We start from the raw sequence: 13,664 nt of genomic DNA on the forward strand, positions 1-13,664 counted from the left end.
TTTTTTTACTCTGCGCACCAACGTTTCCGTTCGCATTGGCAGCTGATAAAAATTGCGCGATTCCGACAGAAGACGAATTCATCGAGGCGGCCGTCACATATTTCCTGAAGGTTCGTCAGCCTAGCGGCGGAACCAGCTATCGGTCGGATGGTAGTACCATTGAGCAGGTGTTCCTGCCGTATCGCAACTTCGAAGACCTGCACTCCGTCAACCCGGATTGCTGTCGGGTCGCCGGGCTGGCTGACGGCGACGGGCCGCTTTACTCGCGCCAACAGATACTGATGCACGATATTGAAACGACAGTAGAAATCCGGGCTGCACTGCGCGTCATTACGGACACTGGTATCGTGCTATCCGGAGAGCGCCGAGACAGGATCCCGATGAACTCCTGTGGCGCAGTGATTCATCCCCTAGTCGGAGAGTAACAATCCATGGCCCTGCCCAATATCTACGAGGTCACCCAAAAATACCTGTACGGTCAGAATGAAACCCCGGTGAATTTCTTCACCAATGCCGTGCTCACGCGCGGATCCACGGACCAGATCACCGTTGACCTTGCCGATATCTTCAATCCTCTCACCGGTCCGGGGCGCTTCGCGAATGCCGCCACCAGCCCATTGGTAGAGTTCTTTTTTGAGGAGGCTCGTTCTTATTGGGAAACCGGTGCCCTTGATCACCTCAAGAACACCGCTGGCGAAATCATCCTGTCAAAGGCCGAAGCCATCGCGGCATTTGACCTTGGCTCCACCGACAACGGGATTTACGTCGACAGCAAGGATTTCATCGACGGAACGGACGACTACGCCGAACGCGTCTATATCTGGGGCACTATGGCCTTCAAGCTCGCTGACGATGCCGTGTTCCGCATTTCGGCGGACGGCACCGTCACAATCGAAAATTTCTCGATTGAAATGCGCCATTCCAATGAGGATTTCGACTGGCAAGGCGGAAGCTTCGCTGGCAACTACGGTAGCGAAAATGGCCTCCGCCCAGGCGTTGATCCAAGTGATCTGGCTGACTCCCAAGGTGGGCGTGCCCTGGTAATTAATTATGGCGGAGATTTCTCGGGCCAGTTCGATGCCTCTTACACCTATAATGACTACCTCGCCGACTTAGATCGCTACTCCGATCAGTATGACGCAAGCTATGGTCAACTTGTCGACGCCATGAATTCCGTTATCGGCAACCTTTATGCGAGCGGAGTGACCGCAACGTTATACCAGAACAAGGCTGTCCTGTTCGGGACAGAAGATGGCGATGACAACATCAGTGGGACGGTGAGTGCCGCTGGCTACGACATCAGCGATACCGGCAACTTCCTACTGTTCGGCAGCGTCGATTTTCCGCTTTCAGCGCAAGCGGGCGACGGTATCGTCTATGTCACTGGCGGTGGCGAAGATACTGTCACAGGCACCTCGAAGGACGACCTGATTCTCGATGGTGCGGGTGCTGATACCTACAACGGTCGGGGCGGTTTCGACTTCATCAGCTATACCGAAAGCACCGAGGCCGTCCACATCAACCTTGGGGCCGGAACGGGTGCAGGCGGCACCGCCGAGGGTGACAGGCTGACACGAATCGAAGCTGTGCTTGGCACGGCGCAGGGCGACACACTTGTTACCAACGGCGATCAGGTCACGGTGCTAGCGGGCGGGGCCGGCGATGACCTGTTTGAGATCGACCTGTCGGGCACCTCGCCTACCATCGTCTGGGGCGGCGCGGGGGCCGACACGATCAGGCTTCAGGCCGATGAATCCGGCCAGGCGGCCGGAATTCTGGTCGTACAATCGAGCAACATCACGGAAGAGAACTTCCACCTGATCGATCTCGAATCGCTAGGTCTCGGTAGCAGCTTCGACTGGTCACAGATCGATGTTGTCGTCATCAACCCCGATCCCTCGGACCAGGTGCAGTTAGCCGATGCCTTGACCGCACACACGATTGCCGTTGCGACCATGCAGGAGCCGGTCATCCGTTACATCCAGACCGAGAGCGGAGACCTAGTAGCGGAGACCTATGGTCAACTGATCTATGACGGATACGAGGACGAGCTCGATTTCGCCAATGTGAGCATCCCACTGAACGGAGAGGTCAAGAACTACGATCAGACATTCCTGAGCGGCTATGCTGGCCAAGTCTTTGCTCCGGCGCAGATGTTAGATTTCTTAACCATTGTCGAGTACAAAGACAGTGAAGGGGAAACCTTTGTCCAAGTACTCGGAGACCCAGAAACCGGCGAGCACGTGTATTCAGACATCTCACTGGCCCAAGGTCTCGGCCTTGGTGGCAGCGGCTGGGACTACGAGATCGACCGCGACTACAATTTTTCAAGCGCTGCCTTCGTCAGCCAATGGACGACCGAAGATGGTAGCTACGGATCCCGCGAACATTTCTTCTATCGCTACCTCGATGCACCAATCGACGGCGCGGTCGGCTGGTTCGTGGTCGGCGGGAGTTTCGACGGGTCAGCCTTGTTGGCAAGTTCGAGCGGGGCGCAGTTGCGCACCTTTGGTGACATGGATCTGCAGGCCTTCTCCGCGCTTGTGGGCGGCGCATCAATCATCCTAACCCTGCCGGATCCAAGCACGTCGGGCAGCGACAGACCTCGCGGCGGCAGCTATGGCTATGCCGAAGCGGTATCCAACCTGTCGAGCGCAGACAGCACCCAGCAGATCAGCTATTTTAACAGCGTCTCCGATACGGTGGTGATCGATGGTCAGGCGATCAATGGTTCCAACCTTCCGGCGGGCGTCGTCGTCCGCGAGGTCGATGGAAGCGTGGTTATCGACTACGCCGGAGACGGTAGCGCGATAATTCTGCGGGGTGTCGAACTAGTTGACTGGCTGGCTGGAGCCCAGGCGCAGCTTCAAGGCACGAGCGCGGCCGATTCACTGACCGGCACCGCAGACGGAGACGTACTGGCAGGCGGCAGTGGCAACGATACAATCGTCGCGGGTGCAGGGAACGACCGGATCAACTATGCGTCTGGCAATGACGTCATTATGGGTGATGCATCCAACGAAGGCACCGACACGCTTGATCTTCGCAGGTTCAATGCAAGCGACGTGCGGTTCAAGATTGCTGGATCGGATGTCTTAATCATCACCAGTGACGGGACGATCCTGCTGAACTCTCAGGTTTTGCACGACCTCGGGGATACCTTCTCGAACATCGAAGTCGTCCTGTTCAATGATGTAACCCTCGACGAGGCGGGCATCCGCTCGCGGGCCATTGCAGATCAAATCACATCGGGGGATGATAGCATTTTCGGGACGGCCTTTGCGGATGCGATCTACGGAGATGCCGGGAACGATACCATTTTCGGTGCAGGCGGAAACGACACGCTGTTCGGCGGAGTGGGAAATGACCTGCTGGACGGAGACATGGGCACGGACAGTATGTCTGGCGGCGTGGGCGATGATACCTATGTCGTCGATTCCGCCACCGACCTCGTTGTTGAAAATGCCGGTGAAGGTACCGATTTAGTTTTAGCAAGCGCCAGCCTCCTCCTGGGGGCTGACGTAGAAAACCTGACCCTGACAGGAGCAGAAACAATTTCCGGGACCGGAAACGCGGCAGGCAACACGCTCACGGGAAATGCTGCCGCCAACTTGCTTTCTGGCCTTGGGGGCAATGACAGCCTCTACGCCGGCGATGGCGCTGACACGCTCGATGGCGGCACCGGAGCAGATCTGATGACGGGCGGCTTGGGCAACGACACCTATTTCGTCGACAACGCAGCGGATGCAATTGTCGAAACAGACTCGGGCGGGTTCGATGCCGTCCAATCGTCGGTGACCTTCACCTTGGCCGCAGAGGTGGAAAACTTGACACTCTCAGGCACGGCGGCGATCAACGGGACCGGCAACACCGCTGACAACCTGATCACCGGCAACGCAGCAGCCAATTCTCTCTCTGGCCTCGATGGCAATGACTCACTCTACGGCAGCGGCGGCGTTGACAGCCTCTACGGCGGGGATGGCAATGACTACCTAAATGGCGGCGCCCAGTCAGACTACATGGCGGGCGGAGCCGAAAACGACACCTATGTCGTGAATGCGGCACAAGACGTTGTCTTTGAGGGCGCCGATAGTGGTGTTGACCTTGTGCAAAGCAATGTGAACTGGACGCTGGGAAGCAATATTGAGAACCTGTTCTTCTACAGTAACGGCAGCTTGACTGGAAACGGGAACACGCTCGCAAATACCCTGACCGGGAACGCAGGGGCGAATACATTGAATGGCCTTGTCGGTGACGACAGTTTGATCGGTGGTGGCGGAAACGATACCCTGAACGGTGGCACTGGCGCGGATCAGTTTGTCTTCAACAGCACGACAAGCGGCATTGATGTGATTGCAGATTTCAACGAGTTGGATGGCGGCAACGAAGAGGGCGATGTGCTGCGGTTTGATGGCCTAACGGTTGGTACATTTGCGTATCTTGGCACATCGGCGTTCTCGGGCGGGTCGGATAATTCTGAGGCGCGCGTTGTCGGAAACCAAGTCCTGTTTGATGCGAACGGGGACGGGACGGCGGACATCACGATCACGCTGACAGGGCTGACGGCGGCAACGCAACTTGCCGCGACGGATTTCCTGCTCGTCTGACAGGAACGGTGCGGGTAGCCGACGGGCGGGCCTTTGGAAATTCGCCAAAGGCCCGCTATCCTCACAACTCCCAACCTAGATCCTTGTCGCGTTCGCGCTGCCTTTCCAGCTCAAGCTGCAGTTCGGCCTCGATCTTCAGCGCATGCTCTTTCTTCCTGGCAGCTTCGCAGTCTTCCGCCTGCCCCCGGCCCAACACATCGGCCAGCCGCCCACGAATGTCCCACCCACCCTTCCCGGCCCCTGCATCATGGCCGGTTCCATCCGCCCCCAGCTCCCGCCCGGCAATCCGTGCCAAGCGCAGCTTGACCTCGTCGGGGTCCAGCTCCTTCGCCTGGCGCCCGGCGGCGGCGCGCAAGGCCGCAAGCCCGGCGCTGACATGGCCCTGCCCCTCTTCCCGGGCCTCGGCCCAGGCGTCGCGCGCCAGCTCCAGCCGCTCGCGCATTTCAGCGAATACGGCCTTGGCCTGGCGCACCGCATGCACCCGCGCGCCCCTTTGGGTCAGCGGCTCATACTCCCGGCCCTCGACTTCGGCGGCCAGCTGCGCGCGGCGCTCGATGGCATTGGCGGCGGGGCCAAGCTTCAGCTCGGGCTCGCGGTCCAGTTCCTCGGCCTTAATCACATCGCCAAGGGACAATGCCTCCTCGCGCTGGACTTCCAAAGACCGATGATCGACGCGCTCCTCCTGCCCCGCCAGTTCAAGGGCGTGGTTTTGCAACTCCGCCCAGTAGCCGCGCATGACCTCGATCTCCGGCCCGCCGGTGTTGGCAGCGTCAAGAATGCGCGTCTTGTCGGTCAGCCCATCGGCGGACAAAACGCGGGTGGTGGTCAGGATGTGGGCGTGGTGATTGCGCTGATCGCCCTCGCGGTGTGGCGCATGGATCGCCACATCTGCCGCCACGCCGTAGCGCTCAACCAGCTGGGCGGCGAAAGCCCGCGTGATCTCGATCCGCGCGGCGTCCGATATCTCGGACGGCAGGGCCAGCTCCCATTCGCGGGCGGTCACCGAATTGGACCTGGTCTCGCGCGCCTCGGCAGCATTCCACAGCGCTGCGCGGTCTTGCGCCCATGCGGGCGCATCAGCAGGGGCAAGAATGAAGCATGCCTCGACCCCGCGCTTGGCGGTGTAGTCGTGCATGCGGCCCTCGCGGTCGCACGCGATGACGGAGGCCGACCGATAGGCCGCCGCCGCCGTGGCGGATCGCCCGGCGCTGCGTTTGATCGTCTTGACGGAAAGGTGGTAGCTGGCCATGGCCGCGCCCTACGGATCCGGCGACGGGCAAAGGCGGGCGGACTGCCACACATGCAAACAGGCAGACATGCAAACAGGCAGGCTGTCTGCGGGCCATCGAGGCAAGCATGCCACCTCGCAAACGGGCAGACATGCAGCCACGCCGACAGGCGGGCAAGCATGCTGCCAGTGATGCGCAGGACCGTCGCCAGAATGGGCCATGGTTTGCCGGACAAGCGCAGCGCGGCAAGCCCGATCCGGCAGACAGTCCCGCTCTCGGGATAGGCGGAACCGGATCGCCCGCTGACACGGGCGCCCTCGCGGAACCGCCCCGCTCTCGGGGCCAGTTCCAATGTGGGCGTCAGGGACAGCGGGGCGTGATCCAAGCCGCGCAAGGCTTGGCCAGGATGGGTTCGGGAAGGCGGGACGCTCTTCCTGATCCGGCGCCACAAGCGCCGGACTGGGGACGCCGTCGGCGGGGGGCCATGCCCCCGGAGAGACCGCACGCAAATCTCGGAAGCGCCGCAGGCGGTGGAGAGTTTGCATAAGTGCGCCCTTGACCTATTCGGCCTACGGGTAACCGCTTGACCTTGCCCCGTCAATGCTCCATGCAACCCAAAGATGTTTTGAATGTCTTGCGTGTGTGAAGGTACGAATGGCTGAGACAGAATTAGAGCGGGCAGAGAAGCGCTACACCCAGGCCAAGGCCCGGCTCCTCGCCCTGAAGAACCGCGAAGCGACGAAGGCGCGCAAGCTGGATACGCGGCGCAAGATCATCTTGGGCGGAGCGCTTGTCGATCTGGCAGAACGGGATTCCAATGCCTCCGCAATGATCGAGCGCCTGGTCCGCAACCTACCCCGTGAACAGGACCGCAAGGCTTTCGAAGGCTGGGATGCGAAGCAGCCCGCCGCCGCACCTTCCGCGACGGCCCCACCCGTTCCGCCGCCCTCGACCTGATCGCCGCCCCTTTCCTTCAGAGGGGGAGCGCAGCTCGCCCCCTGCCCTCTTAGCTGGACCTGATTTCCTTGCAGTATGTATTCTCCGCCCTGGGGCTGCTGTCGCGGTTGTCCCTCTTTGTCGTCGTCACCCCGATCCTCGCCGGATGGTTCTTCGTCTGGATGGTGATCGCCACTGCCTTCGCCTGGTTCGCCTGGCTGATCGTGATCATCATCCTGTCGGACGTGCCGATGGGCGAAGCCCTCTGGCACTGGTTCGTGTTCTGGCCGATGACCATTACCGGCTGGATCATCGGGGCCAGCGACTGGTCAAACCGGACGGGCATCAAGCTCTGGGGGCGCCGGCCAAGCGACAGCCACGGCTCGGCCCGCTTTGCCACCCGGAAAGAACGCGCAGCGTTCGAAGGAGACGACGGCCTCCTGATCGGGCGCGACCTCGATACCGGCAAGCCGCTGCGCTATGACGGCCCGGCGCACCTCCTGACCCTCGCCCCCACAAGGGCAGGCAAAGGCGTCGGCACGGTGATCCCGAACCTCTTGCTGGCCGAACGCTCGGTCCTGGTGATCGACCCCAAGGGTGAGAACGCGAAGATCGCAGGCGAGGCGCGCAAGCGCTTCGGCGCGGTTCACATCCTCGACCCCTTCGGCGTCACCGGCAGGCCCGCCTCTGCCTATAATCCCCTCGGGCGGCTTGACGCAAAAAGCCTCGACCTGGGCGAAGATGCCGCCTCTTTGGCCGAAGCCTTGGTGATGGACCCGCCCGGCCAACAGTCTGAGGCGCATTGGAACGAAGAGGCCAAGGCGCTGCTGGCCGGGCTGATCATGTTCGCCGTGGCCCATGAGGATCAGGACCGCAAAACCCTCGCCACGGTTCGGGAATATCTGACCCTGCCGCCTGAGAAGTTCCGCGCCCTTCTGGAGCTGATGCAGGACAGCACCGCCGCCGGGGGATTGATCGCCCGCGCCGCAAACCGCTTCTTTGGCAAATCTGACCGCGAAGCGGCCTCGGTGATGTCCTCGGCGCAGCGCCACACCCATTTCCTCGACAGTCCCCGGATCGTGGCCGCCACGGCGCGCTCAGACTTCCAGTTCTCAGCCCTGCGGCATGATTTGACCTCGATCTTCCTTGTCCTGCCGCCGAACCGCCTCGATGCCTACAGCCGTTGGCTGCGCCTTCTGGTGGCACAGGCGCTTCAGGACATCGCAAGGGACGCGGAAGCCGCCCAAGCAGGCGCAGAGCGCCTGAAACAGCCCGCCCTGTTCCTCCTCGATGAGTTTGCCGCTCTGGGCCGTTTGGAAGCCGTGGAACGCGCAATGGGGTTGATGGCAGGCTATGGGCTGCAACTCTGGCCGATCCTTCAGGATATGAGCCAGCTGAAAGACCTCTACGGCGCACGGGCCAATACCTTCGTCGCCAACGCGGGCGTGCTGCAAACCTTCGGTGTGAACGACTTCGAGACGGCCAGATGGCTGAGCCAGATGATCGGGCGGGAAACCACCGGCTATCAGACGGAAAGCCACAAGCCCGGCGATGCGCCTTCGACCTCGTACAACGTGACGGCGCGCGACCTGATGACTCCGGATGAAATCATGCAGATTCCGCCCCATGTCCAGCTCCTGCGCGTCCAGGGCAAGCCGGTGATGATCGCCCGCAAGCTGCGCTACTTCGCGGACAGGGAATTCGACGGGCTGCACAAGCCATAAGTCCCAAATCTGAACGCTGATCGCGCAACACCGATCTCTGAACCCCTATCGCCTATCCCTGATCACGGAAATCATAATGTCCAACCCCGGTTCCGCCCACCCTGCCCTTTCCGACGCCGCCCTTCGTGAAACCCTCGACCTCCTGGGCACTGTCGTCGCCAACATGGCTGGAAAACTGGACCGGCACGGCCAGATTCTTGCGGACGTCCAGAAGGCCGCCACCGAAAGCCGGGACGCCGCACAGGCGGCCAAGGCCCATTCCGATCCGCAACGTTACGGGCGTCACATCGGGCAGGAACTCGACAGAGCGCTGGATGCGACCCTTGACCGACTCGAAGGCATGCAATCCGGCTTCGCCGCCGATCGGCAGGAAACCCGTCGCAGCCTGGGCGAGCTTGTCCGGCAGGAAGAGGCCGTTCTTCAGCACCTTCGGGACGATCTCGAAGAAGCGGGACGCTGGAAACGGCGCATTCCCTTCATAGCCCTCTTCGGGGTGGCTCTGGCGCTTGGCCTGACTATCGCCCTGCCCCGCTTCTTGGCAGTCAACGGCATCGGTTGCGCTGTCCTTGGGGGTGAGTGGCTGCGGGGGCCTGAGAGCGGAAAAGAGGCCTGCGTGTTCTATGCAAGGTGACGCGAAAAGTGCTGCGAAGCAAAGTTATCCACAGGCTAAAGTGTTAAATATGGGTTAGATTCAGTGTTACGGCGATTACGCCCCTGCCTTTTCTTAACCATATCAGGTTGTTAGACGTAGGCCGGTAACTGAAAACACGAATCTTGGTAACTGAAATCCTTTGCTCGGTAACTGAAAACACGAATCTTGACATCGGTAACTGAAAACACGAATGTCGCGCCATGGTAACTGAAAACACGAACTCTTTAACCCCCCTGCTCCCTGATCGGCATCCGCAGCACGATCTGTTCATCTGCGATGTCTCTGATGCCGTCCTTAAGGACGTGATGCAGCATATGGAGCACCCTTTTTACTCTCTGTCCAAGAAGCCGGAGACTTCCGTAAAGCGCTATCGAAACGGTCCCCACTGGCTAGAAATTACGCCTAGCGTCAAAGGCTTGGCCACAATCTATGACAAGGACATTCTGATTTACTGCATCAGCCAGATCATGGCGAAGCTGAAGCAAGGGGAAGCGGTAACGTCGCGAGTGCGGATCAACTCACATGAGCTGCTGATCTTTACCAACCGCGGCACCAGCGGGCGAGAGTATCAGGCCCTTCTCGATGCGCTCGATCGGTTGGAAGGCACGAGGATCAGGACGAACATCGTGACCGGCGACGAAGAGCAGATCGACGGATTCGGCCTCATCGACGCATCTTCGATACGGCGGAAGCACGGCTTGGACGGTCGGCTTTTGTGGTGTGAGGTCAAGCTTTCGGATTGGGTGTTCAATGCGATCAAGAACGAAGAAGTCCTGACCCTGCATCGGGATTACTTCAGGCTCAGAAAGCCGATTGAGCGGCGTGTATACGAGATTGCCCGCAAGCACTGCGGGCAACAGAAGACGTGGCGAATTTCTCTGGCAAAGCTTTTGACAAAAACCGGGTCGCAAAGCCCAGAGAAGCGCTTCCGACAGATGATTAAGCTGTTGGCCAGACATGACCATCTGCCGGATTATCAGGTCACGTTCGATGAAGATGCTGACATGGTCATCTTCACCAACCGTGGAACGATGGCATTGGTCGGCCCTGCCGGTGGCAGCGTCCCTCCTTTGAAGGCAGATACCTATGAGCGCGCCCGTCAGGCTGCGCCTGGCTGGGATATCTACCACCTTGAGAGGGAGTGGCGCGAATGGATCATCGAGCCGCCGCGTGACGCCGATGGTGCGTTCATCGGATTCTGCCGGAAGTGGTTTGAGCGACGCGGACGCCCATGATGGATATAAAACCGGTTACGGATTTATATCGGGTATCAGAAATAAATCTGGTATTGTAAACAAATCCATAACCGGATATTAATCCATCACTCAAGCAAGGCTGGTGAAAGATGCCGGTGATCGTATTGGCAAGCCCAAAGGGCGGCGTCGGGAAGTCCACATGCGCGGTCCTTCTCGCATCTGAATTTGCACGCATGGGCGCTGACGTGACGGTCTTGGACTGCGACCCGAACAAGTCGATGTCACGCTGGGCGGCCCACGGTACACCTAGTGGTGTGCGGCTACAGAGAGACGTCGGACGATCCGAGATTGTTCCGGCCATCCGACAGGCGGATGGAGACGGCAGGATTGTAATTGTCGATCTTGAGGGGGTTGCCTCGCAGCTCGTCAGCCGGGCTATTTCTCAGGCGGATCTTGTGATCGTACCTATGCAACCGACAGCGCTTGATGCCGAAATAGGTTCAGAGGCGCTTGCACTGGTCCGTGAAGAGGAAGAAGCGCTCGGTCGAAAAATTCGCCATGCTGTGGTCCTTACGAAGACAAGCGCGGCGGTCAAGAGCAGGGTCCAGAAAGAGCTGGAGTCGCAGCTTCGTGGGGCAGGGGTGGACGTTATCGAGCCGTCCCTAGTTGCCAGGGCTGCCTTTTCCGAACTGTTTGCTGTCGGTGGCGACCTCACGGCAATGATGTCTGATCCTCAAATCGTGACGGGCGGCAAGGTCGACAAAGCACTAGAGAACGCACGGGCGTTCACGGAGGCCGTATATGAGCGTCTCAAATAGGCTCTCTGGCCTTTCAGCGCGCCCCAAAGAAACTTCGCAAGATGATTTGCGCCGCGCGGATGAGGTAGGGGAAGCTCGTGGTTTCTTGGACCGCACCCCACGGAAGAAGCCGGGGCGCAAGGCGAGTCCGCGCACTTACCAGCTACATCCGAAGGTGTTCCCCGAAACCGGAGAGGCTATTTCTGCGGAAGCTGAGCGACTGGGAATTACCCAAGGCCAGCTTATCGAGCGGATGTGGGACATCTATTTGAATAGGGCGCGCAAAGAAGAACGATAAAAATGAACAAAAAGAACAAGTTATTTGACATACTCCCCGGCGCCCTTCCGGATGACCTGATCTACGATACGCTCGGGATAGAAGTGGAGCCCGGAGAGGTCAAATTTGCCGCACCCGCACAAAAGCACGCCCATAGTAGGCACCCTCAGGACGTTCCATTAATAATTCCGCATCTTTCTCAGGTCATTTCTGATCCCTTGTACATGGGTGATGACTTCAAGAATCCGGGAAAGATAGAACTTGTTCGGTTCATCCCCGGCACATCGGGGAAGGCAGCACTCATCGCGATCACTGTCGAGAAGAATGACAACGATGGATACTATCATGTCTGCTCGTCCTACCTCATCACACAAGCGGAGGTCGATCAGAAGCGAGGCAAAGGGATTCTGAAGCGCGTCACGAAGAAGTATTTCCCTTGAAGTCGCCCCTCACGTGACGTATCTTGGCTGTCGAAGTACGACGAAGTGTAAGGTGAGAACGCCCGCCTCATGCACCGCGAAAGCGGTAAAGTAGGCCGAAAGGCCGAAGAGATACCGGATCCTGATGGCTGAAAAGCTGCCAGGTGAAAACTGGGAACCGGTTGCACTTTTGAAGACAGCCCCGCTTCGTGCGGGGCTTACTTTTTTTGTCACTTTTCTCCGCATCACGAGTAGGTTAGACACGCCGGATAGTCTTCGCGCTGACCCGGAAGAGCTGCGCGATCTCAGGCAATGGCCGCAGTTCCTGGTCCCGCATCCGGCGCACCTCGACCTTCTGCGCGGCGGATAGGGCAGGGGGCCTACCCCCGACGCGGCCTCGCTTGCGGGCCGCTTCCAATCCCTCTTTCGTCCTCTCGGAAATCCGCTCCCGCTCGAACTGGGCAATGGACGCGAAGACATGAAACACCAACCGCCCGGCTGGAGTGGTGGTGTCGATGTCCTCGGCCAGAGACCGGAATCCCGCACCGCGCGCCTGGATCGAGTCCACGATGTCGAGAAGATCGCGCAGGGAACGGGCGAGGCGGTCATACTTGGTGACGGTGATCACGTCGCCCTGGCGCAGCTGATCGAGCAAGCGGTCCAGCTCGGGTCTTCTGCGCACGATGCCGGTGATCTTGTCAGCGAAGATCCTCTCGGCCCCGGCGGCCCTCAGGGCATCGAGCTGGCCGTCAAGGCTCTGGTCGTCCGTCGAAACTCTCGCGTATCCGATGATCATGCCACATCGTGCCAAAAACCTCCCAAAACTGCAAAGGTTTTGTCATGGGTTTTTGTCCAGCCTAAGCTCTTGATTTGGGGCATGGCAGGGGGCAGGGCCAGAAACGACCGATATAGGTGAAAAACTCGGCCTACCATATGTTGTGCCGGCCACTCTGGAGCCGATTTAACCCGCTGAATCGGCTTAGTTTTCAGTTGAATTGAAGATGTGGCTGCGAAAGCCGCCACGACCTCACGCCGGGACCAGTTTCGCCAGACGTTTTAGGTTCTGCGCGGTCGCAGCGAGAAGGAATTCGCCACTAGCGCCCCGCAACCCACTGAGCCGAAGGCGGGTGAATCCGAGATTGCGCTTCAGATGGGCGAACAGCATCTCGACCTTCTTGCGCTTCCGGCGGCTGAGATTGAACGGTTCGGTGCCGGAAATGTCGCGGGCGGTCTGCCTGGCATCTTCGTCCATGTGACGGGTGACCGTTCGGGCGGGTGCGGCGGTACAGGCTTTGCGGATCGGGCAGGCTCCGTAAGTTTCCGGGTCTGCGCTATAGCGCTTGATCCGCATCGCCAGATCGACCTTCCGAAGGCGCATCTCGTGGCCCTCCAGGCAGGTGAAACTGTCGCGGTCGGGGTCACAATGTTGCTCTCAACCTGCCACCCAACCTGTCTCGCTTTGGCTTTGACCATCACGTCTGAAGCCTATGAAAGAAATTTCAATCAATGGTTGCGCATTGACTTGCTTTATGGAACGTTCGGAGCAGTGGTGAAGTTGTCGGTGGGTGTGGCCCAAATGCGAGTACAATCTGAAAGTGAAATGGCAGGGCGGCACAAGATTCAGGGGGCCATTATTTCACTGGTCCAACGCTTTTGCTCTTGGAGCCACACCAAAAGATGGCCAGTTGCTGCCTTCATATTTTTTTTACTCTGCGCACCAACGTTTCCGTTCGCATTGGCAGCTGATAAAAATTGCGCGATTCCGACAGAAGACGAATTCATCGAGGCGGCCGTCACATATTTCCTGAAGGTTCGTCAGCCTAGCGG

General features: G+C 59.3%; 12 protein-coding genes. 9 read left to right on the forward strand and 3 right to left on the reverse strand.

Translation table 11 applies throughout. From position 1 onward, the window contains the following. On the forward strand, positions 1 to 425 hold a 425-nt coding region (locus G4Z14_RS18490; RefSeq protein ID WP_164628411.1), incomplete at its 5' end, for a hypothetical protein. A 6-nt stretch (positions 426 to 431) separates the two neighbouring features. After that, the gene (locus tag G4Z14_RS18495; protein ID WP_164628413.1) at positions 432 to 4,607 is read left to right on the forward strand and encodes a calcium-binding protein; all 4,176 of its coding nucleotides are present in this window, start codon (positions 432 to 434) and stop codon (positions 4,605 to 4,607) included. A 61-nt stretch (positions 4,608 to 4,668) separates the two neighbouring features. On the opposite strand, the gene mobQ is transcribed toward G4Z14_RS18495, so the two are convergent. Beyond that, positions 4,669 to 5,856 (reverse strand): MobQ family relaxase, encoded by a 1,188-nt coding sequence (gene mobQ / locus G4Z14_RS18500; RefSeq protein WP_164628415.1) that lies wholly within the window; start codon positions 5,854 to 5,856, stop codon positions 4,669 to 4,671. A 634-nt stretch (positions 5,857 to 6,490) separates the two neighbouring features. On the opposite strand from mobQ, the gene G4Z14_RS18505 reads away from it, so the two are divergent. The 6 genes from G4Z14_RS18505 (at position 6,491) to G4Z14_RS18530 (ending at position 11,858) form a co-directional block, all read left to right on the forward strand. Then, positions 6,491 to 6,793, forward strand: coding sequence for a mobilization protein (locus tag G4Z14_RS18505; protein WP_164628417.1), 303 nt, complete (start codon positions 6,491 to 6,493; stop codon positions 6,791 to 6,793). 68 nt (positions 6,794 to 6,861) lie between these two features. Further along, positions 6,862 to 8,496, forward strand: a complete 1,635-nt coding sequence (locus G4Z14_RS18510) for a type IV secretory system conjugative DNA transfer family protein (protein ID WP_227751870.1) — start codon at positions 6,862 to 6,864, stop codon at positions 8,494 to 8,496. Positions 8,497 to 8,572: 76 nt separating this feature from the next. Beyond that, complete coding sequence (locus G4Z14_RS18515; protein WP_164628419.1) at positions 8,573 to 9,127, forward strand: hypothetical protein; 555 nt, start codon at positions 8,573 to 8,575, stop codon at positions 9,125 to 9,127. A gap of 221 nt (positions 9,128 to 9,348) precedes the next feature. Then, positions 9,349 to 10,383 carry a replication initiator protein A gene (locus tag G4Z14_RS18520; protein ID WP_164628421.1) on the forward strand — a complete coding sequence of 345 codons (1,035 nt, stop codon included), beginning with the start codon at positions 9,349 to 9,351 and terminating at the stop codon, positions 10,381 to 10,383. Positions 10,384 to 10,493: 110 nt separating this feature from the next. Then, positions 10,494 to 11,162 carry a ParA family protein gene (locus G4Z14_RS18525; RefSeq protein ID WP_164628423.1) on the forward strand — a complete coding sequence of 223 codons (669 nt, stop codon included), beginning with the start codon at positions 10,494 to 10,496 and terminating at the stop codon, positions 11,160 to 11,162. A gap of 279 nt (positions 11,163 to 11,441) precedes the next feature. Then, positions 11,442 to 11,858 (forward strand): hypothetical protein, encoded by a 417-nt coding sequence (locus G4Z14_RS18530; RefSeq protein ID WP_164628424.1) that lies wholly within the window; start codon positions 11,442 to 11,444, stop codon positions 11,856 to 11,858. A 235-nt stretch (positions 11,859 to 12,093) separates the two neighbouring features. On the opposite strand, the gene G4Z14_RS18535 is transcribed toward G4Z14_RS18530, so the two are convergent. Both G4Z14_RS18535 and G4Z14_RS18540 read right to left on the reverse strand, forming a co-directional pair. Next, a complete protein-coding gene (locus G4Z14_RS18535; protein ID WP_164628426.1) occupies positions 12,094 to 12,633 on the reverse strand; it encodes a recombinase family protein in 540 nt (179 codons plus the stop codon). A 231-nt stretch (positions 12,634 to 12,864) separates the two neighbouring features. Next, positions 12,865 to 13,215, reverse strand: a complete 351-nt coding sequence (locus G4Z14_RS18540; RefSeq protein ID WP_265331876.1) for a transposase — start codon at positions 13,213 to 13,215, stop codon at positions 12,865 to 12,867. 3 nt (positions 13,216 to 13,218) lie between these two features. On the opposite strand from G4Z14_RS18540, the gene G4Z14_RS18545 reads away from it, so the two are divergent. Then, positions 13,219 to 13,664: hypothetical protein (locus G4Z14_RS18545; RefSeq protein ID WP_164628428.1), on the forward strand; the 446-nt coding region annotated here is incomplete at its 3' end.

The organism is Tabrizicola oligotrophica, from assembly GCF_011008935.1.
In the GTDB taxonomy this organism is placed as follows: domain Bacteria; phylum Pseudomonadota; class Alphaproteobacteria; order Rhodobacterales; family Rhodobacteraceae; genus Tabrizicola_A; species Tabrizicola_A oligotrophica.